Annotated in this window: 16 protein-coding genes; 8 read left to right on the top strand and 8 right to left on the bottom strand. The window is 67.0% G+C overall.

Going from position 1 to position 21705, the window contains the following annotated elements; genetic code table 11:
* Nucleotides 1–16 precede the first annotated feature (16 nt).
* The 3 genes from ACNQQL_RS31290 to ACNQQL_RS31280 are packed head-to-tail and all read right to left on the bottom strand — an operon-like array spanning nt 17 to nt 4146.
* Nucleotides 17–2593, bottom strand: a complete 2577-nt coding sequence (locus tag ACNQQL_RS31290; RefSeq protein WP_347068083.1) for a TonB-dependent receptor — start codon at nt 2591–2593, stop codon at nt 17–19.
* 53 nt (nt 2594–2646) lie between these two features.
* Nucleotides 2647–3633, bottom strand: coding sequence for a FecR domain-containing protein (locus ACNQQL_RS31285; protein ID WP_347068081.1), 987 nt, complete (start codon nt 3631–3633; stop codon nt 2647–2649).
* 3 nt (nt 3634–3636) lie between these two features.
* Nucleotides 3637–4146 (bottom strand): sigma-70 family RNA polymerase sigma factor, encoded by a 510-nt coding sequence (locus ACNQQL_RS31280; protein ID WP_347068079.1) that lies wholly within the window; start codon nt 4144–4146, stop codon nt 3637–3639.
* A 472-nt stretch (nt 4147–4618) separates the two neighbouring features.
* Between ACNQQL_RS31280 and ACNQQL_RS31275 the strand changes: the two genes are divergently transcribed.
* Together ACNQQL_RS31275 and ACNQQL_RS31270 are read left to right on the top strand one after the other, a co-directional pair.
* The gene (locus tag ACNQQL_RS31275; protein WP_072435801.1) at nt 4619–5779 is read left to right on the top strand and encodes a porin; all 1161 of its coding nucleotides are present in this window, start codon (nt 4619–4621) and stop codon (nt 5777–5779) included.
* A gap of 411 nt (nt 5780–6190) precedes the next feature.
* Entirely contained in the window at nt 6191–7399 is a 1209-nt protein-coding gene (locus ACNQQL_RS31270; protein ID WP_347068077.1) for a transglycosylase SLT domain-containing protein, read from the top strand.
* A gap of 180 nt (nt 7400–7579) precedes the next feature.
* Here the strand turns inward: ACNQQL_RS31270 and ACNQQL_RS31265 are convergent, their stop codons facing one another.
* Together ACNQQL_RS31265 and ACNQQL_RS31260 are read right to left on the bottom strand one after the other, a co-directional pair.
* Nucleotides 7580–7909, bottom strand: a complete 330-nt coding sequence (locus tag ACNQQL_RS31265; protein ID WP_072435805.1) for a hypothetical protein — start codon at nt 7907–7909, stop codon at nt 7580–7582.
* Nucleotides 7910–8149: 240 nt separating this feature from the next.
* Nucleotides 8150–8896 carry a MipA/OmpV family protein gene (locus ACNQQL_RS31260; protein ID WP_347068074.1) on the bottom strand — a complete coding sequence of 249 codons (747 nt, stop codon included), beginning with the start codon at nt 8894–8896 and terminating at the stop codon, nt 8150–8152.
* A gap of 245 nt (nt 8897–9141) precedes the next feature.
* On the opposite strand from ACNQQL_RS31260, the gene ACNQQL_RS31255 reads away from it, so the two are divergent.
* A complete protein-coding gene (locus tag ACNQQL_RS31255) occupies nt 9142–9870 on the top strand; it encodes a response regulator (RefSeq protein ID WP_072435807.1) in 729 nt (242 codons plus the stop codon).
* On the top strand, nt 9871–11247 hold the full coding sequence (locus ACNQQL_RS31250) for an ATP-binding protein (protein WP_347068072.1): 1377 nt from the start codon (nt 9871–9873) through the stop codon (nt 11245–11247).
* Between the two features lie 73 nt (nt 11248–11320).
* Here the strand turns inward: ACNQQL_RS31250 and ACNQQL_RS31245 are convergent, their stop codons facing one another.
* From ACNQQL_RS31245 to wecB, 3 genes are all read right to left on the bottom strand, one after another.
* A complete protein-coding gene (locus tag ACNQQL_RS31245; protein WP_347068070.1) occupies nt 11321–13645 on the bottom strand; it encodes a xanthine dehydrogenase family protein molybdopterin-binding subunit in 2325 nt (774 codons plus the stop codon).
* Nucleotides 13642–14103, bottom strand: a complete 462-nt coding sequence (locus ACNQQL_RS31240; protein WP_175963889.1) for a (2Fe-2S)-binding protein — start codon at nt 14101–14103, stop codon at nt 13642–13644. The genes ACNQQL_RS31245 and ACNQQL_RS31240 overlap by 4 nt, the downstream gene beginning before the upstream one ends.
* A 556-nt stretch (nt 14104–14659) precedes the next feature.
* Nucleotides 14660–15877 (bottom strand): non-hydrolyzing UDP-N-acetylglucosamine 2-epimerase, encoded by a 1218-nt coding sequence (gene wecB / locus ACNQQL_RS31235; RefSeq protein WP_347068067.1) that lies wholly within the window; start codon nt 15875–15877, stop codon nt 14660–14662.
* Between the two features lie 1319 nt (nt 15878–17196).
* Between wecB and ACNQQL_RS31230 the strand changes: the two genes are divergently transcribed.
* The 4 genes from ACNQQL_RS31230 to ACNQQL_RS31215 are packed head-to-tail and all read left to right on the top strand — an operon-like array spanning nt 17197 to nt 21442.
* Nucleotides 17197–18285, top strand: coding sequence for a hypothetical protein (locus ACNQQL_RS31230; protein WP_347068065.1), 1089 nt, complete (start codon nt 17197–17199; stop codon nt 18283–18285).
* A 47-nt stretch (nt 18286–18332) separates the two neighbouring features.
* Complete coding sequence (glmS, locus tag ACNQQL_RS31225) at nt 18333–20147, top strand: glutamine--fructose-6-phosphate transaminase (isomerizing) (protein ID WP_347068063.1); 1815 nt, start codon at nt 18333–18335, stop codon at nt 20145–20147.
* A 5-nt stretch (nt 20148–20152) separates the two neighbouring features.
* A complete protein-coding gene (locus ACNQQL_RS31220; protein WP_347068061.1) occupies nt 20153–20632 on the top strand; it encodes a hypothetical protein in 480 nt (159 codons plus the stop codon).
* A 9-nt stretch (nt 20633–20641) separates the two neighbouring features.
* Complete coding sequence (locus ACNQQL_RS31215; RefSeq protein ID WP_347068059.1) at nt 20642–21442, top strand: Hpt domain-containing protein; 801 nt, start codon at nt 20642–20644, stop codon at nt 21440–21442.
* Nucleotides 21443–21705 lie beyond the last annotated feature (263 nt).

Genomic DNA, 21705 nt, shown 5'->3' with positions numbered 1-21705 from the left:
CGCGGCGATTGTTTGGTCAGAACTGCAGCGTGGTCAGCAACGACACCTGTCGCGCATCGCCGATCGCGACGAAGTAGCGGTTCGCGCTCGACGGGTAGTACGTGCGATTGAAAAGATTCTTCACGTTGAGCTGGAACGACAGCTTCTGCTTGCCGATCCGCGTGTCGTACGTGGCGAACGCGTCGGCAAGCACGTATGAAGGCAGCGTGAAGCTGTTCGCCGAATCGCCGGGCCGCGCGCCGACGTAGCGCACGTCCGCGCCGATGCGCAGGTCGTCGCCGCCAACCACCGTGCCGAAGTCGTAGACGGCCGCGAGCGACGCGGTGTGACGCGCGACGTTCCACAGCTGGTTGCCCGTGTACAGCGGATCCTCGGTCGTCTTCGCATCGATGTACGCGTAGCTCGCGATCACGTTCACGCGTTCGCCGAGCTTGCCCGACACGTCGAGCTCGATCCCGCGCGAACGCGCCCTGCCCGACGTGCGCCAGTCGGTCAGCTTGGTTGCGTCGTTGTACTGCGACACGAGCACGTTCTTCTTGTCGATGTTGAACAACGCGAGCGTGCCCGTCATCCCGCCCGGCAGGTCGAGCTTGCCGCCCACTTCCCACGCGGTCGCTTCCTCGGGCGGCGTCGCGCCGTCGATGATGTAGCCTGTCATCGGCGCGATCGACGACGACGGCTTCAGCGACTGCGAATAGCTGCCGTACAGCGAGAACGTGTCGGTCCACTTGTAGACGACGCCCGCGCGCGGCAGCCATTTCGAGCCGCTGAGATCGGTGTTCGCGACGAACGGCCGCCCACGCCCCGCGACCTGGTTGTACGTGATGTAGCGCAACCCGCCCGACACGATCCACTTGTCGGTCAGGTGGATCGTGTCCTGTACGAACGCCGACGCATCGTGCAGCGTGTCGGTCTGGTCGCTGTCGCTCGCCGACACCGTGCTCGACGGCGGCAGCAGCCCGTAGGCGGGATCGAGATAGCTGAACGGCGTCTTCACGGCCTGCCGCAGCATGTCCTTGCGGTAGATGCGGCGGTATTCGGTATCGAAGCCGACCTGCACGTCGTGCTGCATCCCGCCCAGCATCAGCTTGCCGTTCACGTAGCCGATCCCGTAGCTGTCGGTGCTGAGCGAGCCGTGCGTCGCGTCGTTGCTGCGCGTCATCGTGCCCTTCACCGGATCGACGCCCGTCGTGCGCAACTGGTTCGCGTCGTAGGTCTCGCGGTTGTAGCTGTAGCCGAAATGCGCGCTCCAGTCCGCGTTGAACTGGTGATCGACGCTCAACTGCGCGAGGTGAGATTCGCCGTCCATGTTGTTGAATGGCTCGTCGATGCGCCGCCGCGCGGGAATGTCGAGCGGCGCGTTGGTGCGCGGGTCGAGCGCGGTGCCGCGATCGAACGGTGAATGAAACTTGCGATATTCGTAGGACACGACGACCTGCGTATCGCGGCCGTACCACGCGAGCGACGGCGCGACGAAGGTCTGCCGGTATTCGCCGAAGTTGCGCCAGTACTGCTCGTTCGACTGGTCGACGATCAGCCGGTACGCGAGCCGCGAATCGCCGACCGGCCCCGTCGAGTCGAACGTCGCGCTGCCGCCGTTCTTGCCGTGCCCGAACGTCGACGCGCCGAGCGAGATCGCGTTGTAGCGCTTGAGCTGCGGCTGCTTGGTGACGACGTTGACCACGCCGCCCGGGTCCATCAGACCGTACAGCAGCGACGTCGGCCCCTTCAGCACCTCGACGCTGTCGACCGCCGCGTTGAACGCGCGCCCCTGCACGAGCGGCATTCCGTTCTGCATGATCGAGCCGTCACGATTGCCGCCGAAGCCGCGCTTCATGATCGTGTCCTGCGTACCCGCGAGCGTGTTGCCCTGCGTGATGCCGCTCACGTTGCCGAGCGCGTCGTCCAGGTTGCGCGGGCGCTGGTCGCGCAACACCTGCGCAGGCACGATGTTGACGGCCTGCGCGGTATCGAGCAGGGGGATGTCGGAGCGCAGCACGCCCGCTTCCTTCGGCGCTCGATAGCTTTCGGCGCGCAGCGCGCTGGTGCGCACATTGATCGCGGGCAACTCGGCGCCTGCGGCCACGCCGGCCGCCGCAGGCTGCGCGACCGAGCCGCTCGCGCGCATCAGCGTGTAGCCGCCGCCCGGCTGGCGCAGCGCGACGAGCCCCGTGCCCGCCAGCAGGCGGTCGAGCGCGCCGTCAACGTCGAACCGGCCCTGTACGCCGCCGCTCGTCAGGCCGGCCGTCAGCTCGGCCGGAAACGCGAGCAGGATGCCTGCGTCGCGCCCGAACCGGTTCAGCGTCGCTTCGAGCGGGCCGGCCGGAATGTCGAACGCGCGACGCGATGCGCGCTGCGCGGCAGGCACCGCATCGGTGTCGGTGTCGGCCAGCGCGGGCAGCGGCAGCAGCGCCGACAGCAGGACGGCACCGGCCAGCCGGCGCGCGAAGCGGCCCGGTGCGGCGGGCGCGGCCGGGCGCAATGCACGCGGCAGATGACGGGCGGGCGCCGGGTGGCGCCGATACGTGAGACGGATGGAAACCATGATCGGAGAGTCGGTGGACGATGGGCCAGTGCTGCTTTCATTACCCATGTCACGCGAACATCGAGAAACAGCTCAGGTCGGCAAAAAAAATTTCGCAGCGCTCACGATCGGGCCGGTACGACCGTCGCCCAGTAGCGCGTCAGGTAGTCGACGTCGATCGGCAGCGTCGCCGTCAGCGTGTCGAGCACGCGCGCGGGATCGTCGAGCGGATAGGTGCCCGACACGCGCAGGTCGGCCACGGCCGCATCGCAGCGCAGGCTGCCGCGGCGATAGCGGTCGAGCTCGGCGACGAGGTCGGCCAGCCGCATGCGCGACGCTACGAGCATGCCGTCCGTCCACGCGGACGCATACGCATCGAGCGGTGCCGGCGCGCCGATTGCGTCGCGCGTGAAATCCGCACCCTCGCCTGCCGCGATCACACGCGTGCCGGCCGTCGCGTCGACCGGCTGCACGCGCACGGCCCCGGCGAACACCTCGATGCGCGTCGCACCGTCGCGCTGCCGTACCGCGAAACGCGTGCCGAGCGGCCGCAGCTCGCCCTGCGCGGTCGCGACGACGAGCGGCCGCGCGTGCACGCGATCGTCGTGGCCGCTCGTCACCATGATCGTGCCGCGCAGCAGGCGCAGCCGGCGCGCGGTGTCGTCGAAGCGTACATCGAGCGCCGTATCGGTATCGAGCACGACGACCGTGCGATCCGCGAGTGTCACCGTGCGCCGTTCGCCGACCGCCGTTCGCAGATCGGCCGGCCAGACCGCCGCGCGCCGCGCGGGCTCGGCCATCCATGCGGCGCTGCCCGCGAACAGCAGCACGGCCAACACCTTCGCGGCCGCGCGGCGGCGGCCCGCACGCGGCGGCAGCAACGCCGCGTGCGCGGCCTGAGTATCGAGCCCGGCCGCCAGCCCGCCGAACCTGCGCTGCATCGTTTCGATATGACGCCATGCCGCGTCGTGCGCCGGATCCTCGGCACGCCAGCGCGCGAGCGCGGCGTCGAATGCGTCGTCCGTGCGGCCGGCCTGCCGGTCGGCCCACCATTCGACCGCGCGACGCGCGACGTGCGGTGGCACCGCCGGCGCTCCCGGGGCGGCCATCGGTCAGGCCGCCATCGCGAAGAAGCACTGCGTGCCGGCCTTCACGAGATAGCGCTTTACCGTCGCGAGCGACACGCCGAGTTCGCGCGCGATCTCGGCCTGCGTGAGACCGTCGAGCTGCGCGAGCAGGAACGCGCGCTTCGCCGCGAGCGGCAGGCCGTCGAGCAGCCGGTCGATTTCGAGCAGCGTCTCGAGCACGACGGCCCGCTCCTCCGGCGACGGCGCATGCGCTTCCGCACGCTGCGCGAGCACGTCGAGATACGCGCGCTCGATCTGCTCGCGCCGCCAGTGGTTGCTCAGCACGCGCTGCGCGACCGTCGTCAGGAACGCGCGCGGCTCGTCGACGCCGATCGGCTCGTCGCGTATGAGCAGGCGCATGAACGTGTCGTGCGCCAGGTCGGCCGCGCGGTGCGCGCAACCGAGCTTCCGGCTCAGCCAGCCGCGCAGCCACGCGTGATGGCCGGCATAGAGGGCGTCGATTTCTCGATGGAGAGACAGCTTGTCAGCGGACATGGCCGGGTTCCGGGGTGTGCAGGCGGTGCAATTTTGTAAATGAGAATGATTATTATATACAAAAGCAGGCTTGCGACCGTGGTTTCGGTGCGCGACAGCTACGCGGCAGCGATGCCGCGATGCCGTCGCCGGCCGCAGGCGATACGCCGCTAACACGTTCCTTACAGCCCGGCCAATTCAATTCATTAAATAATCATTTGACGGATCAATAACAATAGTCCGGCCGCCGCCATTTCCCCGAAAATCGCCGGAAATTATCACGGAATATGTAAATCGCAATAATTAAATCGCGAAATGACAACCGATTGATACGCGATTATCAATAATTCAAATCCATCAATGGTGCGTTTCCGAGTACATTCCTGTCCGCATCAGGCCACAAAAGAGAATTTCGTTTTTGCCGTTTTATTCCGGATCTGTAGTCTCCTGCCATTCCGGATCACGAACACAAGCCAATGCGCAAGGAGATGAAATGAAACGCACGACCCTCTCGTTGATTTCCGTCGCGTCGTTCGCGGCAATGCCCGTCGCGCATGCGCAGTCGAGCGTCACGCTGTATGGCGTGATCGACACGTCGATCACCTACGTGAACCATGCGCAGGGCAAGGACAACGCGTGGATGCTCGGCAACAGCAGCGCGGGCAACCTGGCCGGCAGCCGCTGGGGCGTGAAAGGCACCGAGGATCTCGGCGGCGGGCTGAAGGCGCTGTTCCAGCTCGAGAACGGCTTCGACCCGAGCAACGGCCGGCAGGGCCAGGGCAGCCGCCTGTTCGGCCGCCAGGCGTTCGTCGGCCTGACGAGCGACCGCTACGGCACGCTCACGTTCGGCCGCCAGTACGATCCGCTCGTCGACCTCGTGCAGGGCATCACCGCCGACAATTATCTCGGCAGCGTATTCGCGACGCCGGGCGACGTCGACAACTACGACAACAGCTTCCGCGTCGACAACGCGGTGAAGTACACGTCGGCCGTCTATTCGGGCCTGCAGTTCGCGGCGATGTACTCGTTCGGCGGCATTGCCGGCAGCACGGGCTCCGCGCAGTCGTATTCGGCCGCCGTGTCGTACAACAACGGCCCGTTCAGCGTCGCGGGCGGCTACTTCCACGCGACCAACAGCCCCGCGTCGAACGGCCTGCGCAGCGGCTGGACCAGCTCGTCGGACGGCACGTTCGACGGCCCGATCAACAACGGTTATGCAAGCGCGCACTCGATCGGCATCGCGCGCATCGCCGGCCAGTACGTCGCCGGCCCGTTCACGTTCGGCCTCGGCTACAGCAACGCGCAGTACCGCCGCGACGCGAGCTCGGTGTTCGGCTCGAACGAGCACTACAACACGGGGCAAGGCTTCGTGAACTACCAGGCGACGAACGCGCTGCTCGTCGGCGTCGGCTACAGTTACACGCGCTCGGGCGGCGACACGTCGGCCACCTATCACCAGGTGTCGGCCGGCGCGGACTACAACCTGTCGAAGCGCACCGACGTCTACCTGACCGCCGCCTACCAGCACGCGAGCGGCCAGACCGGCGACGGCAACGGCGGCTCGATGGCCGCACAGGCATCGATCGGTTCGTACGGCTATGCGGGCACGAGCTCGCAGACGATGGTCAACCTCGGCCTGCGCCACCGCTTCTGATGCGAAGCGGCCGGTTGCGCGCCGCGCGGCCGGCCGGAACCGCATGCACCCGCACGGCGGCTTCGGCCGCCGTCGTCTTTCGGTCGTCTTTTCATCGCCCTTTCCGGCCCGGACACCGATTGCCGGGCGATTTCCATTCCGCTTGATTCAGCGCCGTTCTCCCGGCATGACTGACGCGATACGTCAGTATTCAGCGCACCACCACTGCACCGGCATTCGCAGAAATGGCGGCCATTTTTACCGATCCACCGTCATCGCGACCGATGATCCGACGCGATAAAAATGCGGGGCGAGCGCCTGGGCAATTGCAAAGGAAAGTTTGACGCGAGCCATTTGTCTGCTCGCTATGGCACACTTCGCGTCTCTCGTCATTTCCTTGCACCGGGCGGCCGGATTCCGCCCCATCCTGCCATGCCGCGTCAGACAACCCGTTCGATCAGCCGCGAAACGCTGAAGGTCGCCTCGACGATCGCGATGTCGTGCGTACTGCACGGCGTCGCGCGCGCCGATTGCCTCGACGACGCGGCCGCGTTCCAGCACGTGAGCGTCGCCCTGATGCGCGGCATCGCGCAGGTCGAATCGGGGATGAATCCGAACGCCGTCAATACGAATACGAACGGCACGGTCGACATCGGCCTGATGCAGATCAACAGCACGTGGCTGCCGACGCTCGCGCGCGAAGGCATCACGCGGGAGAGCCTGTTCGATGCATGCACGAACGCGTATGTCGGCGCGTGGATCCTGTCGCAGAACATCCGCCAGCTCGGCCCCAACTGGAACGCGATCGGCGCGTACAACTCCGCGTCGCCCGACAAGCGCCTCGCGTATGCGCGCAAAGTCTATGATGCAATCCGGACCATGCCGGATTCGCCGGATACTCCCATGCCCATCCTTCCGCCTTCCTTTACGCCGCCGCAACAGCAACAGGCGTACAACCCGTTCGCGAGCCTGAGCGTCGCGGCGCCGCAGGTCACGCGAGCGCGCACGGTATCGCCGGCCCCGCCTCCTCCTCCGCCGCAAGGCGGGCCTGCCGGTCCGGCCGGTACGTACAACTTCGGATGGACGGTCACGGGCGCGGACCAGGCGAAGCCGACCCAGGTCTTCGACGACGGTGCACGGATCTACGTGCAGTTCAGCGACATGAAGCACGTGCCGGCGATCTTCACCGAAACGTCGTCGGGCCGCGTGCTGATGTCGTGGGAACTGCAGTTTCCGTATGCCGTCTTGACGCGCCCCGCGCAAACGTTGATCTTCCAGTTGGGGCCGTTCGAGGCGCGCGCGCAGCGCGGCGCGGCCGGGATGACGGCACAGGCGGCCGGGACGCAGCGGCCCGGGCCTTCGACTTCGGCGCAGTCCGCATCGAAAGCCGCTGCGAATACGCCGGCGACGCGTACGGCGTCGGCCGATGCACTGTGGTATCTGAACACGTCGTCGACGTCGGGCGCGACGGCGACGGCGTCGAACACACCGAGTACGGCCAATATGCCGAATACGGCCGCCACGTGGCCGACTGCGGTGACGTCGAATACGCCGCCGCCGACCCCAACGACCAAGGCGCCGGCTGCGGCCGCTCAGCCGGCGCGCGTCAGCACGGATGCGCTGTGGTACATCTCGAAATAGCGCACCCGCGCTGCCGGCTGCACACTGGTCGCGGCGATCGCCGCTTGATGGCCGGCCGCCATTCGATGGCGCTCATGCGGTCCGCCGGTTGCCGTTCCGCCGTGCCGTGGTTCATCCGGATCACACGCGGATAGTGTGAGCGATGCCGGCAGCGAACGCGCCTCCCGCCGACCGCGTCGATCACCCGCGCCGCACCCACACCACCTTTCCGTCGCGAATGCCGAGATCGCGACGCTCTTCCCGATAATCCATCGTGCCCGGCAACGACTTGCCGTCACGCTCGAGCACGCGCCACAGGCAGCCGTCGAGCAATGCGGCCGCTTCGGCCTCGCTCTTGCCGATCAGCGCGTCGTCCGGCCCCGCGTCTGCCTTGCATGCGCGCGACACGCCCGGCTGCCCGGCGTTCGCCGAAGCGCCGCCGCCATTCGCGTTCTTCGTGTTCATGTCCGCACATCCGGCAAACGTTGCGCCCGCAACGAGCGCAACCATCATCGTGATCGCTTTCTTCATCGATTTCTCCGTTATGCCCGGCCGGCGAACGCGCGACGTTCCGGCCGATCGGGCCTGTTCCATCCGTGACCGGTTGCGCGCGCAACCTGCATTGCCGAAGCGGCACCGTCACGGGTCCGGCGCGATGCCGAAGCCTCGAGCATGTTACCGCACGCGATCGACCATGACGACGCGACGCCGAATCCTGCTTCGCCCGCGCGTGCGCGATCGAACCGCGCAGCGGATCGGCGTCGGCCGCGCTCAGAACTTGTACGTCACGCCGGTCATTCCGGAATAGTTGCTGCGCGTCTGCACGATCGGGCTGTCGCCGTAGCGCCCCAGCAGCCGCGTGAAGCTGCCGGTCGCGTGCACCGACCAGTGCCGGGACACGTCCCAGTTCCAAGCGACCGACATCGTCGCGCTGTCGACGCCGCCGCTCGTCGAGTAGGGGCGGAATCCGCTCGTCATCGACTGCGCATCGGTCACGCCGTAGAACGTCTGCATATACCGTCCCGTGCCGGCGTGCACGCTGCCCGTCACGACGATCTCGTGCCGCCCGGCCTTGAACACCGGCACGGCGAGATCGAGGTGCCCGGACAGGCCGCGCGACGTATGCGTGACCGGCGCGTCTACCGTGACGCTCAGTTCGCCGCCGTCCAGCAACTTCACGCCCGCACGCATGCCGACCAGCACCGAGCCCGGAACGCGGCCCATTCCCTTCAGGTGGTCCGAGCCCGGCAGATCGAAGCGGTTTTCGTCCGCACGGCCCGGGTCGTAGCCCACCGCCGCCGACACGAACGCGCCGTTCGGCAGGTTCAGCCGGTAGCCGCCCCCCCCACTGGTGCCGATGAAAAAGCCGTTGCCGAACATCGCCGAAAACGACGGCGCAACGACGCCGCGATACTGGTTGCTCCCCTGGTAGCGCGGCGCGACGCCGCCGCCGAGCGATATCGCGTACTGGTTTTCGGCGTGGGCGACGGCGGCCAGGGTCAGGCCGGCAAGCGGCATGCAATAGCGGGAGAAGTGGAGGAATGGACGCACAATATCGAGATAAGAATGACGAAGCCCGAAGTCTAGGTGCGGCCGCGCGGCGGAACTGTCCGGAATCTGCGGTGAATCTGTGCCCAATTGTGTTCGAGTGTTCCCGATTGTCTAGCGGTGGCTCAGGCCGCGGCAACGCGGATAGAATTCGAGTGCCGCGTCGCGCGCCCGCCTGCCGGAGCGCCAGGCGACGCGAGCATTTCGGGAAGACCATGAACGACAATCCGCTCAAATACCGTGTGCTGCTGATCGAGGACGACGACCGCCTCGCGCAGCTCGTGCGCGAATATCTCGACGGCTATGAATTCGCGGTGACGGTCGTGCGACGCGGCGATCTCGCGGTCGCCGCGGTGCGCGAACACCGGCCCGCGCTCGTGATACTCGATCTGATGCTGCCGAATCTCGACGGGATGGAAGTCTGCCGGCGCATTCGCGCGTTCACCAACGTCCCGGTGCTGATCCTCACCGCGCGCGCCGACGTCTACGACCAGGTCGCCGGCCTCGAACTCGGCGCCGACGACTACGTGACGAAGCCGATCGAGCCGCGCGTGCTGGTCGCCCGTGCGCGTGCGCTGCTGCGGCGCGCGCAGCCCGCCGCACCGGAATCGCCGGCCGATGCGCCGGCGCACGCGCTCGTGTTCGGCGAGCTGACGATTTCGCCGCCGAACCGCACGGTCACGTGGCGCGGCGAACTCGTCGACCTGAAGACCGCCGAATTCAATCTGCTGCTGATCCTCGCGCGTGCGGCCGGCACCGTGCTGAGCCGCGACGACATCCTGAAGCAGCTGCGCGGGATCGAGTTCGACGGGCTCGACCGCTCGGTCGACTCGGGCATCTCGAAGCTGCGCCGCCGCTTCGAGGATGCTTCGTCGGAGCCGCACCGGATCAAGACGATCTGGGGCCGAGGCTACCTGTTCAGCCCTTCCGCGTGGGACGAGTAAATGCTGCGCCCGTTGATCAAGCTGTATCTCATCGTGATTGTGTGCTGCGCCGCATCGATCATGTTGATTCAATACTCGTTCAACCGAATCTTCTATGAGCGTGTGGCGCAAGCACAGCGCGATTCGCTGACCACCTACGCGTTCGTGCTGAACGACTACCTCGAACGCCATCCCGGCGCGCAGCGCACGCTCGCGCTGCGTGAACTCGCGCAGCACGGCAACGAGCGATTCGGTTTCATGACGATGGCCGACGCCCGCAGCCAGTTGAGCGGTGCGCCGCTGCGCGACCTCGACGCCGGCAGGATCGCGATCAGCTACAACGGCAAGAACTACTACATGCCGCTCGCCGACGGGTCCGTGCTCCATGCACGCCCGATCGAACCCGCCGACCTCGACATCAAGATCTATGCGTACCTGGTAATCGCGCTCGCGGCGCTGTTCGCCGTCGCACTGTGGACCTCGTATCACTGGCGCGACCTGCGCCGGCTGCAGGAGGCTGCTCGCGCGTTCGGCGCGGGCAACCTGTCGACGCGCGTGAAGCTGTCGGGCCGGTCGAACATCTACGAACTGTCGCAGCAGTTCAACGACATGGCCGAGCGGATCGAGGCGTCGATCAAGCAGCAGCGCGAAATGATGCACGGCATCTCGCACGAACTGAAGACGCCGCTCGCGCGGCTCGAATTCGGGCTCGCGCTGCTCGCGGAACCCGACGAAACGGGACGGATGCGCGAACGCCGCGACGCGCTGCGGCGCGACGTGCGCGAACTCGACGAGCTCGTCACCGAGCTGCTGACGATCGGCCGGCTCGAACAGGGCGCGAGCCAGCTCGCGCCGATGGAGATCGGCGTCGATGCGCTGATCGACAGCGTCGCCGGCAACGTCGCGAACGACATCGCCGATCGCGGGATCACGCTCGACGTGTCGACGTGCGGTGCGCCCGCCACCTGCGTATGCGATCCGAAGCTCGTCGCGCGTGCGTTACTGAACCTGATCCGCAACGGCGCGCGCTATGCGACGCGCACGGTACGGCTGTCCGCGACGAGCGACGCGTCCGGCATGCTGGTGCTGAGCGTCGACGACGACGGCCCCGGCATTCCGGCCGTCGAGCGCGCGCGCGTGTTCGAACCGTTCCAGCGGCTCGATTCGAGCCGCGACCGGCAGACGGGTGGATTCGGTCTCGGGCTTGCGATCGTGCGGCGCGTCGCGCTCGTGCATGGCGGCAACGTCCGGCTCGACGATTCGCCGCTCGGCGGCGCGCGCTTCGCGATCACGCTGCCGGCGCTGACGCTGCCCGACTTGCCGGGCGACGCGCCGGCGCGGGCCGCGAACGGCCGCAGCGATCACGCGAATACGGCGACGCTGCCACGGCGCGCATAAGCGCCGCGGCATCCGCCGAGGGGATTGTCACGACTGCGCGCCGGATGATCGCGAACCGGCGCGCACCGGTTCATCAGCCCGCCTTTTGCTTCGCGAGCTGATCCGCAATGGGCAGGCTGCGGATGCGCGTGCCGGTCGCCGCGAAAATCGCGTTGGTCAGCGCCGGCGCGACGGGCGGCAGGCCCGGCTCGCCGACGCCGCCGAGCGGCGTCGCGAAGTCGTCCGGCGCGACGAGATGCACGCGGATTTCGCGCGGCGCCTCGTTCATTCTCAGCACCTGGAAGCCGTTGAAATTGCTCTGCTCGGGATGCCCGTCCTTGAACGTGATCTCGCCGTGCAGCGCGATGCCGAGGCCCATCACCACCGCACCCTCGAGCTGCGAGCGCACGCGCTCCGGATTGACCTGCGGCCCGCAGTCGATCGCGATGTCGACGCGCGGCACCGAGAGCTTGCCGTCCGCGCCGACCTGCACCTCGCACACCGCGGCCGTGTACGACACGAAGCTGCGATGCGCGGCGATCCCGAGCCCGTGCCCCTTCGGCAGCTTGCGTCCCCAGCCGGCTTCGCGCGCGACCGTCTCGACCACGCGCCGCAGCCGCCCGGTGTCGACCGGATACAGCGCCGGATCCTCGCCGTAGTTCACGTTCTTCACCGTGATGTGCGGCTCGAAACGCCGTGCGGGCCCGATCAGCTCGAGCAGGAAATCCTTCGGGTCGCGGCCGGCCGCGTGTGCGAGCTCCGACACGAAGCTCTGGACTCCGAACGCATGCGGAATGTTGTAGACCGAGCGGAACCAGCCGATCCGCGTGTGCGCTTGCGCGGCCGGATTCTCGATCCGCACGTTCGGAATCGCGAACGGCAGATCCGCGATCCCTTGCGCGAGTTCGCCCGGCTGCTCGTGCACGACGCCGGCCCTGAACGTCGACTGGATCGACGGCGCGACCGTGCGATGCTGCCACGCGACCACCTTCCCCGACGCATCGATCCCGCCGTCGAACGCTTCGAGCGACACCGCGTGGAAATAGTCGTGCGCGATGTCGTCCTCGCGCGTGAACGTCAGCTTGACCGGCGCGCCGACCGCCTTCGACAGCAGCGCCGCTTCCACCACGTAGTCCGGTTTCGACTTGCGGCCGAAACCGCCGCCGAGCAGCGTCACGTTGACCGTCACGTGCTCCGTCGGCAGCCCGAGCGCCTTCGCGATCTCGTCGCGCGTGGTCTGCGGCGCCTGCGTGCAGGTCCATACTTCGCAGCGGCCGTCCGCCACCCGTGCGACGGCCGCGGGCGGCTCCATCGTCGCGTGTGCGAGATGCGGGATGTAGTACGTCGCGCGCACGCGTTTCGCGGCACCGGCGAGCGCCGTGGCCGCGTCGCCGTCGTTGCGGATCACGTCGCCCGGCTGCGCGGCGGCCGCTTCGAGCGTCTTGCGATACGCGGCCGAGTCGTAGTTCGCGTTGGGCCCGTGCTTCCAGTCGATCTTCAACTGCGCGCGCGCCTGGATGGCCGTCCACGTGTCGCGCGCGACGACGGCTACGCCGCCGAGCGGCTGGAAGCCGGACGGCAGCGCCGTCGACGCGAGCTGCACGACCTTGACGACGCCCGGCAGCTTCTCGGCGGCCGATGCGTCGAACGACGCCACCGTGTCGCCATAGGCCGGCGGCCGCGCGACGACCGCATACAGCATGCCGTCGAGCCGCGTGTCGATCCCGTAGTGCGCACGGCCGCCGACGATATCGCGGCCGTCGATCAATGCGGTTTTGCCCTTGCCGATATAGCGGAATTCGGCCGGCGCCTTCAGCATCACGGTGGCGGGATCCGGCACCGGCAGCGCGGCCGCTTTCGCCGCGAGCTCGCCGAAGCCGAGCTTGCGCCCGCTCTTCGTATCGACGACCTCGTGCACCGTCGCCTTGACCTGGCGCGCGTCGATGCCCCACGCCGTCGCGGCAGCCTGCTCGAGCATCGTGCGCGCGGCCGCGCCCGCGCGGCGCAGCGCGGCGAAGCTCTGCCGCAGGCTGCGCGAGCCATCGGTGTTCTGGTTGCCGTAGCGCGGCTCATCGCCGACTGCCTGCGCGACCTTCACGCGCGCCCAGTCCGCGCCGAGTTCATCGGCCACCACGAGCGCGACGCTCGTGCGCACGCCCTGCCCCATCTCGGAGCGGATGCAGGTCACGGTGACGGTGCCGTCCGGTGCGATCGCAACGAACAGGTGCGGATCGTCGCGCAACCCGTGCGGCATCCCGGCGCCACCGTACTGCGGATTCGCGCTGACGGGCGGCTGCACCAGCGTAGCCGCGCGCGCGAGCGACGGCACGCCGAACGCGAGCAGCAGCCCGCCGGATGCGAAGCCGAGCAGCAGCGCGCGGCGGCTTTCGTTGTGGACGGAGAGTTCGGGCGCGCTCATGCGGCACCTCCGCGGCGCACGGCCAGCCGGATTGCCGCGCGGATGCGCGTATAGGTGCCGCAGCGGCAGATGTTGCCGGACATCGCATCGTCGATGTCGGCGTCGCTCGGATGCGGATTCGTCTTCAACAGCGACGCGGCCTGCATGATCTGCCCGGACTGGCAGTAGCCGCATTGCGCGACGTTCAGTTCCTGCCATGCCTGCTGCAGCGGATGCGTCAGGTCCGTCGACAGTCCCTCGATCGTCGTCACGCGCTTGCCGGAAGCGGCCGCGACGGGCGTGATGCACGAACGGATCGCGACACCGTCGAGATGCACGGTGCACGCGCCGCACAGCGCCATGCCGCAGCCGAACTTGGTGCCGGTGTGGCCGAGGACATCGCGCAGATACCACAGCAACGGCATGTCGGGATTGCCGTCGAAATGCTGTTCGCTACCGTTGACGGTCAGCATGATCATCGTTCACCTCCTGGTTGCGACGCCCGCGTCCGGCAGGCATCGAGTGGGGATTCGAACGGCGCGGCGCACATTCCGAACAACCAGGCAGGCGTGGCGCCGTTTCGTGGACCGTGTCGCCTGCAGACACGATCGGGCCGATGCCGCAAACGACGCTGTCTTCCGGTTGCCTTCGCAACCTTTCGATGACATACCGGTCAACCGCTCGTCCGCGTGGATCGCCGATCGCATTATCGAACCATTTCGAATTTGCCGTCGGATCGAGGCGATTCGAGAGTTTTAGGCAATGGGGGAAGGAGGTTCAGCCTGGAAAGGGATGTTGCGACGGGTCATGCCTGTCGGCGATGTCGCCGGCGGCTTGCGTGTCGGCGTCCCGATGCGCGGCGGAAGGCGTTTCTTTCTCGTTCCCGCACGCTGCCCGGTGCGATCAACGGGCCGGGAAAACGGAAAATGGTCGATCGCGAAATCGCGTCAATGCAAAGGTCCGGCCGGCCTCCCGGCCGGACCGGACCTTCGCACGACCGCTTCGAACGGTTCGGACGCTACCGCGCGATCACGTTCATCGCGACCTCAACGCCTGCAACCCCAGCGTGAGCGCGTTATACGGAATTTCCGCGGCCCCCATCGAAAAACTCGTCGTCTTCGCGGTCGCCCCCGGCGTACGCATCAGCGCGTGAACGATCCGCTCGCTCGCATGCCCGTCGCCATACGGATTGCTCGCGCGCGACATTTCCTCGTATGCCCTTTCGTTGTCGAACAGCCGCGACGCCTCCCAGACGATCCGCTCCTGATTGGTGCCGACGAGCCGTGCGGTGCCGGCCTGGATCGCTTCAGGCCGCTCGGTCGTGTCGCGCGTGACAAGAACCGGCTTGCCCAGCGCCGGCCCTTCCTCCTGAATGCCGCCCGAATCGGTGATGATGAAATGTGCACGCGACATCAGGAATACGAACGACAGATATTCCTGCGGCTCGATCAGGTAAATGTTCGGCACGCCGCCGAGCAGCGCGCGCGCCGGCTCCCGCACGTTCGGATTCATATGCAGCGGATAGACGAACTGCGCATCGCGATAGCGGTTCGCGAGCGTGCACAACGCCTCGCAGAAATGCCGGAACGGCTCGCCGAAGCTCTCGCGGCGATGGCCGGTGATCAGCACGACGCGACGCGACGGTTCGAGGAACGGAAAACTCGCGGCAACCTTTTCCGTCAGCTCGGCATTGTGGTCCAGCATGCGCTTGACCTCGTGCAACGCATCGATCACGGTATTGCCTGTCAACACGACCGCGCCCCCCGGCACGCCCTCGCTGAGCAGGTTGTCGCGCGCCTTCCCGGTCGGCGCGAAATGCCACGACGATACCGCATCGGTCACGCGGCGATTCAGTTCCTCCGGCCACGGCGACCAGATGTCGCCGCTGCGCAAACCGGCCTCCACGTGCCCGACCGGCAGGTAGCGATAGAACGCCGCGAGACTGACCGCGAGTGTGGTCGTCGTATCGCCGTGCACCAGCACGACGTCCGGACGCAATTCGTCGAAGACCGAGCCGATCGCCTGAAGAATACTGGTCGTCACGTCGGTCAGCGTCTGACTTTGACGCATCAGGTCGAGATCGTAGTCTGGCTTGATGTCGAACAACGTCAGCACCTGATCGAGCATTTCCCGATGCTGCGCGGTCACGCACACCTTGACGTCGACATCCGTCTGCGCCTTCAGCGCGCGCACCAGCGGCGCCATTTTGATGGCCTCCGGCCGAGTCCCGAACACAAGCAAGATCTTTTTCATCGTTATCCTCGTTTAGCCACCCCGCGCTGAATGAGCCTGCTCGTGGCGCGAAGCATGTATTCAGGCGGCGCCTCCCGTCCTCGCACGCGGTGCAGCGGTGTCGCGGGCGAGCGCGCCATCCTGTCCGCGCGGTCTCCGCCACGCGAATCGTCGTACTACCGGCGTCCCGTTGCACTTGATCGGTCACGTCATGAGTCGTTCCTCGCCGGGCCGTGCGTCACGTCTGTTCGTCACGCCACAACCACTACAGCAATAATCAAACCAACCGCCCTGCGGCCGGGTCCGGTTCGTTCGGCGCGCGCGGCGCACATGCCGCGCGTGCGGAATGTTTCACAACTGCTACGAGCGTCGCATCGCCCGGCGAGCGCGGCATGGATAAACATCCGGTCGGTCGCACGATCCATCCGGCGACGTCGTCCGATAAATAACGAATTCATGTCGAGCACCCATTGCGCCCCGGACCTCGCGCATCTTTCGAAACGCTTTGCGTCGCCTCGATTCGCAACCTTTGTCCGTGCAGTCCGCGGCGTGCAATCGACCGCTCGGCCACGGTCGCGCACGGAGGATTTCCCGACATGCGGCGTCGTTCGCGCCGCATGAGTCCGCGAGAACGAAATGTTGCGAATGTGTAACGCAAATCCGGAACCGGCGGTTACATCCGAGTCCGGTCCATCCGGCGCTCGCGGTAGCGGGCACCGCCCCGGCCTCCCGGCCTATGCATATGCGGCGAATAGCGCGTGATGCGCCGACCGCGCAAAGCCGCACCCGGCAAGGCGGCACCGGTTCGGCAGACAAATCGCACCCCGCATGGCGCGTGCGGGCCGCAACGTCGACCGCGTGCGGTCGCACCGATTGCGCATGAGCTGATTCGTCGGTGAATCAAAACCCGCCGCCGCCCCCCGGTCCGCATTCTCAGCCCGCCCTCCCGCCCCTTGCTGCACGGTGCATGGCGGCCGATGGCTCACGCCTTGCTTAATACCGGACAGGTGTGTCCCGAAGTACTCGCACGACAGCGGACAGACGGAGGCGCCGAAGCAACGAAGCCGGGAGGCAACGCGACACGTCCGCCCGGGGCGGAAGACAGCCGCCCCCGCGCGACGAACGCGCCGTCGTTTCCCGGCGATATCCGCGCGATCCGCGGGCCGCCTTCAGCGCTCATGCGACGAACCGGCTCGTGAGCGCGAATAGCGGCACCAGCCTCAAGTTCACCGGCACCACGGTGCACTGAGCCACAACGTCGACACGCTCGCCGGGCGCGACGCGGCCAACGCCGCACCCGGCGACGATTGCGAAGGACCATCGCGCAGGAGCCCCCGATCATGAACCGGCCCGCGCTTTTCCCGGCTGCACGCGCATGCGCGGTGGCCGCCGCCCGGCTGCGCCGCCTGTGGCGCGTCGCCTGCTGTGTCGCCGCGTGCGGCTTCGCGCTGCACGCGAGCGCCGCCGAGCTCCTGCTCAACGGGCTGTACCAACGCCCCGACGGAGCGATCACCGTACGCCTGAACGGTGCCGGCATCGATCCTTATTTCGCGGCGAAGGCGCTGCTCGCCGCGTCCGATGCACGGCTCGACGCGCATCAGGCCGCACTCGCATGGATCGCCTGGCTGTTGCCACGTCAGCGTCCGGACGGCGGCTTCGATCGCTACTGTGTGCAGAACGCCCAGTACCGCGCATGCGCTGAAGCGGACGCCGACGACGCGATGATGGCGACCTGGATCGAACTGCTCGCCCGCTTCGCGCCGCCCGACGGCATGCCCGCCGCATGGGAACTCAGCCTGAGCCGCGCAGGCGCGCATCTGGACACCCTGCTCGACAAGCCTGCCGGCATCTATCAGATCTCGTCGTCGCTGCACGTCGCGCTGCTGATGGACAACGTCGAGGTGCACGGCGCGTTCCGGGCGCTCGCGGCGTACTACGTACGGCGCGCCGACTACATGCACGCGGGCCCGTGGAGCCAGCGTGCCGACCAGCTCGCGTCGGCGATCCTGAAGGTGTTCTGGCGCGGCGCGCAATCCGGCTTTCGCGCCAGCACGCAGCAAGTCGGCGGTACGAGTTTTTATCCGGCGAAAGTCGCGCAGATTTTCCCGCTCCTGTCCGATATCAAGGTTCCCGAACAATCCAACGAGATGATCTATGCGCAATGGATGCAGAAGTACGGCAGGACATGGCATCAACTCGCCGGCACCGATTATCCGTGGGGCTTGATCGCGCTGGTCGCGCTCAAGATGAACGACTGGAGCACGGTCGCCTGCTGGCATGCGCGATCCGGTCCGTACCGTCACGGTGCACACTGGAACGTACTGGAGGAATCGCTTTATCTGGCATTCGAAAGCCGGATGGCCGAGCCCGTCACACCCGCTCGATGCGGATTCACGACGGCGGCGGCAACGGCAACCGCGTCGCGCTGATGCAAGGGTGCGCGGTTCATGATGATCAAAAGGGAAGGAGAAGTCTAATGTGTGGCATCGTCGGCGCGGTCGCGCAACGGGACATCGTCCCGATTCTGATTGAAGGTTTGCGTCGTCTCGAATATCGCGGCTACGATTCATGCGGCGTCGCAACGGTCGTCGACGGCCAGGCGCGCCGCGAACGCAGCATGTCGCGCGTCGCCGATCTCGACGCGCACGTGCGCAGCACCGGCCTGACCGGCAGCACCGGCATCGCGCACACCCGCTGGGCGACGCATGGCGCACCGGCAACCTGCAACGCGCATCCGATTTTCTCGCGCGACGAAATCGCGCTCGTACACAACGGCATCATCGAGAACCACGAAACGTTGCGCAAGCAACTTTCCAAGCACTACGAGTTCGACGGCCAGACCGACACCGAGGTCGTCGCTCATCTGATCCATAGCAAGTATCGCGGCGACCTGCTCGCCGCCGTGCGCGATGCGACGTCGCAGCTTCATGGCGCCTATGCGATCGCGGTGTTCAGCAAACACGAGCCGCAGCGGCTGATCGGCGCGCGGGCCGGGTCCCCGCTCGTCGTCGGCGTGAAGGACGGCGAGTGCTTTCTCGCGTCCGACGCGCTCGCGCTCGCCGGCATCACCGACCGCTTCATCTTTCTCGAGGAAGGCGACGTCGTCGAGTTGACGACGGGCGGCGTGCGGGTACTCGATCGCAGCGGCGCGCTGGTCGAGCGCGCGATACAAACCGTTTCCTCCGCGCAAGGCGTGGTCGAACTCGGGCCGTACCGGCATTTCATGCAGAAGGAGATTTTCGAACAGCCGCAGGCGGTGGCCGCGACCATCCCGGATGCGGGGCTGTTCGATCCGGCCGTATTCGGCCCTGACGCCGCACGGGCGTTCGGGCAGATCGACAACGTGCTGATTCTCGCGTGCGGAACGAGCCACTATTCCGGCCTGACCGCGCGCCGCTGGCTCGAAACGATCGCGCGCGTGCCCGCGCAGGTCGAAATCGCGAGCGAATACCGTTACAGCGACGCGCTCGCCACACCGAACACGCTGGTGGTGAGCGTGTCGCAATCCGGCGAGACCGCCGACACGCTCGCCGCGCTCAAGTACGCGCAGGCGCTCGGCCATATCGACACGCTGGCGATCTGCAACGTGCCGACCAGCGCGATGATGCGTCAGACGGGCCTGCGGTTCCTGACGCGGGCCGGCCCGGAAATCGGCGTCGCGTCGACCAAGGCGTTCACGACGCAGCTCGTCGCGCTGTTCATCCTCGCCGTGACGCTCGGGCGGCTGCGCGGCTATGTCGACGATGCGCAGCTCGCACGCTACACCATGCAGTTGCGGCGGCTGCCCGATGCGCTCGACGACGTGCTCAGGCTGGAGCCGCAGATCGAGCGCTGGGCGGCGGAATTCGCGCAGCACGAAAATGCGCTGTTTCTCGGGCGCGGGCTGCATTACCCGATCGCGCTCGAAGGCGCGCTGAAGCTGAAGGAGATTTCGTATATCCACGCGGAAGCGTACCCCGCGGGCGAGCTGAAGCACGGGCCGCTGGCGCTCGTCACCCATACGATGCCCGTCGCGACGATCGCGCCGAACGATGCGCTGCTCGAAAAGCTGAAGTCGAACATGCAGGAAGTGAGGGCGCGCGGCGGGCAGCTTTACGTGTTCGCCGATGCCGATACGCGAATCGACAACAGCGAAGGCGTGTCGGTGTTGAGGATGCCGGATTACTACGGACTGTTGTCGCCGATCCTGCATGTGGTGCCGTTGCAGCTGCTTGCGTATCACGCGGCGTGTTTGCGCGGCGCGGATATCGACAAGCCGAGGAACCTGGCGAAATCGGTGACGGTGGAGTGACGGGGTTGCGGTACCCCGACCGCAACGTGCTCGCGATCACGCCGCCGCCGTCGATGCCGTATCGCGACGTGCTGGCGCGCATCGGCGTGGCCGACACGCGCGCGCTGATCGACCGCCTCGCGTTCAACGTGGCCGACTGGTCGAACCCGGCCGTCGCACACTACTGGCGCGCGACGCGCCGCATCGCGTGGGAGCCGCCCACGATCGACCCGCTCACCGGCAAGAAGGTGTTCCGCCTCGTCGAACCGGCGTTCGACGGCCCGCGGCACTTCATGACCTTCGTCAGCGATCTCGACACGAACGTGATCGACGACCGGCTGAAGCAGGCGCCTGAAGACGCGGTCGTGATGCTGGTCGACCAGGCCGGCCTCGTTCTGCTGGACGAGGACCGCACGCACGCGTCGATCGACGGCGCCTCGCTGATGCGACACGCGCTCGCCGAGAACGCGTGGCGGCACGGCCTCCACCGCTTCCACGAAAGCTAACTGCACGGCGTGTTCACGATCAGCGACCGGATCGCCGACACGGGTTTCGCGATCGTCTATGCATATTCGTGGCGCACGATCGCGATCTGGCCGACGATCGTGCGCGAGTTCGGCGTGGCCGCGCTGATCCTCGTCGTGCTGTGGACGCTCGTGATCGCGTTCGACCTGAAGGTGTTCGCGCCGGTGTTCCGCCGCTCGCGCCGCGTATTCGAAACCGACGAGATGAGCCGCGCGATCATCGCGACGTCGCCGTTCGGCATCGTGCTCGTGTCGCTCGACACCGACGCGGTGCTGCTGCGCAACCGGATGCACGAGCTGTACGAAAGCGCGGCCGGCGAGCCGCCGCTGCACGAGCGCCTGCTCGTCAACTTCGTGCGCGTGCGCTATCGCGGCAAGGACACGCTGCTGTGCGGCTTCTCCGACATCACGACGCGCGCCGACACCGAGCTCGCGCTCGACAGCGCGAACCGCGCGATCCCGCCGGCGCCGGCGAGCACGCGCGGGCCGCTGCCGCGCGACCTGCGCGTGGCGCTGGTCGATGCGACGAATCGGGCCAATGCCGCGATCGCGCGTGCGCTCGAATACGGCGACCTGAAAGCTGCTCGTGCGGAAATTCACAGCATGCGCGGCGCATTCGCGATGATCGGCGAGCGCGACGTGTCGGGCCTCTGCGCGTCGTTGGAAACGCTGGGTCTAGCCGGCGATGCGGTGGCGTTCGCGCGAGAGTTCGAGCAGTACCGAAGCCGCGCCGAAGCGGGCGCGGAGCAGCGCGCCGATCCGCTCACGATGGCGGCGGCAGCGAAGCATTGAGCATGAAGAGGGAGCGAAGCGGGCATGCTGCTCGCTTCGGTTCATCCGGATGACGAACGAAGGAAGTGCGCGGCAACCGTGGGCCGGTGTTCGACGCTCGCATAAGGCAGCGTGAGGAGTAGTGCTACAACCAACGTAGCGCGCATTACGGCGGACCTATCCGTGATTTCGTGGGCGAGGCATATCATGAGGTGTAAAGGCCATGGATATGCCGATGAAAAAGAAAAGACAAACTTTAGCGCGTCAGGCAGCGGCCCGAGGGC

It is taken from the genome of Burkholderia sp. LFS061 (genome assembly GCF_047978125.1).
Taxonomy (GTDB): Bacteria; Pseudomonadota; Gammaproteobacteria; order Burkholderiales; family Burkholderiaceae; genus Burkholderia; species Burkholderia pyrrocinia_C.
The sequence above is the reverse complement of the archived record's forward strand: the minus strand, read 5'-3'. Positions and strand labels throughout refer to the sequence as shown.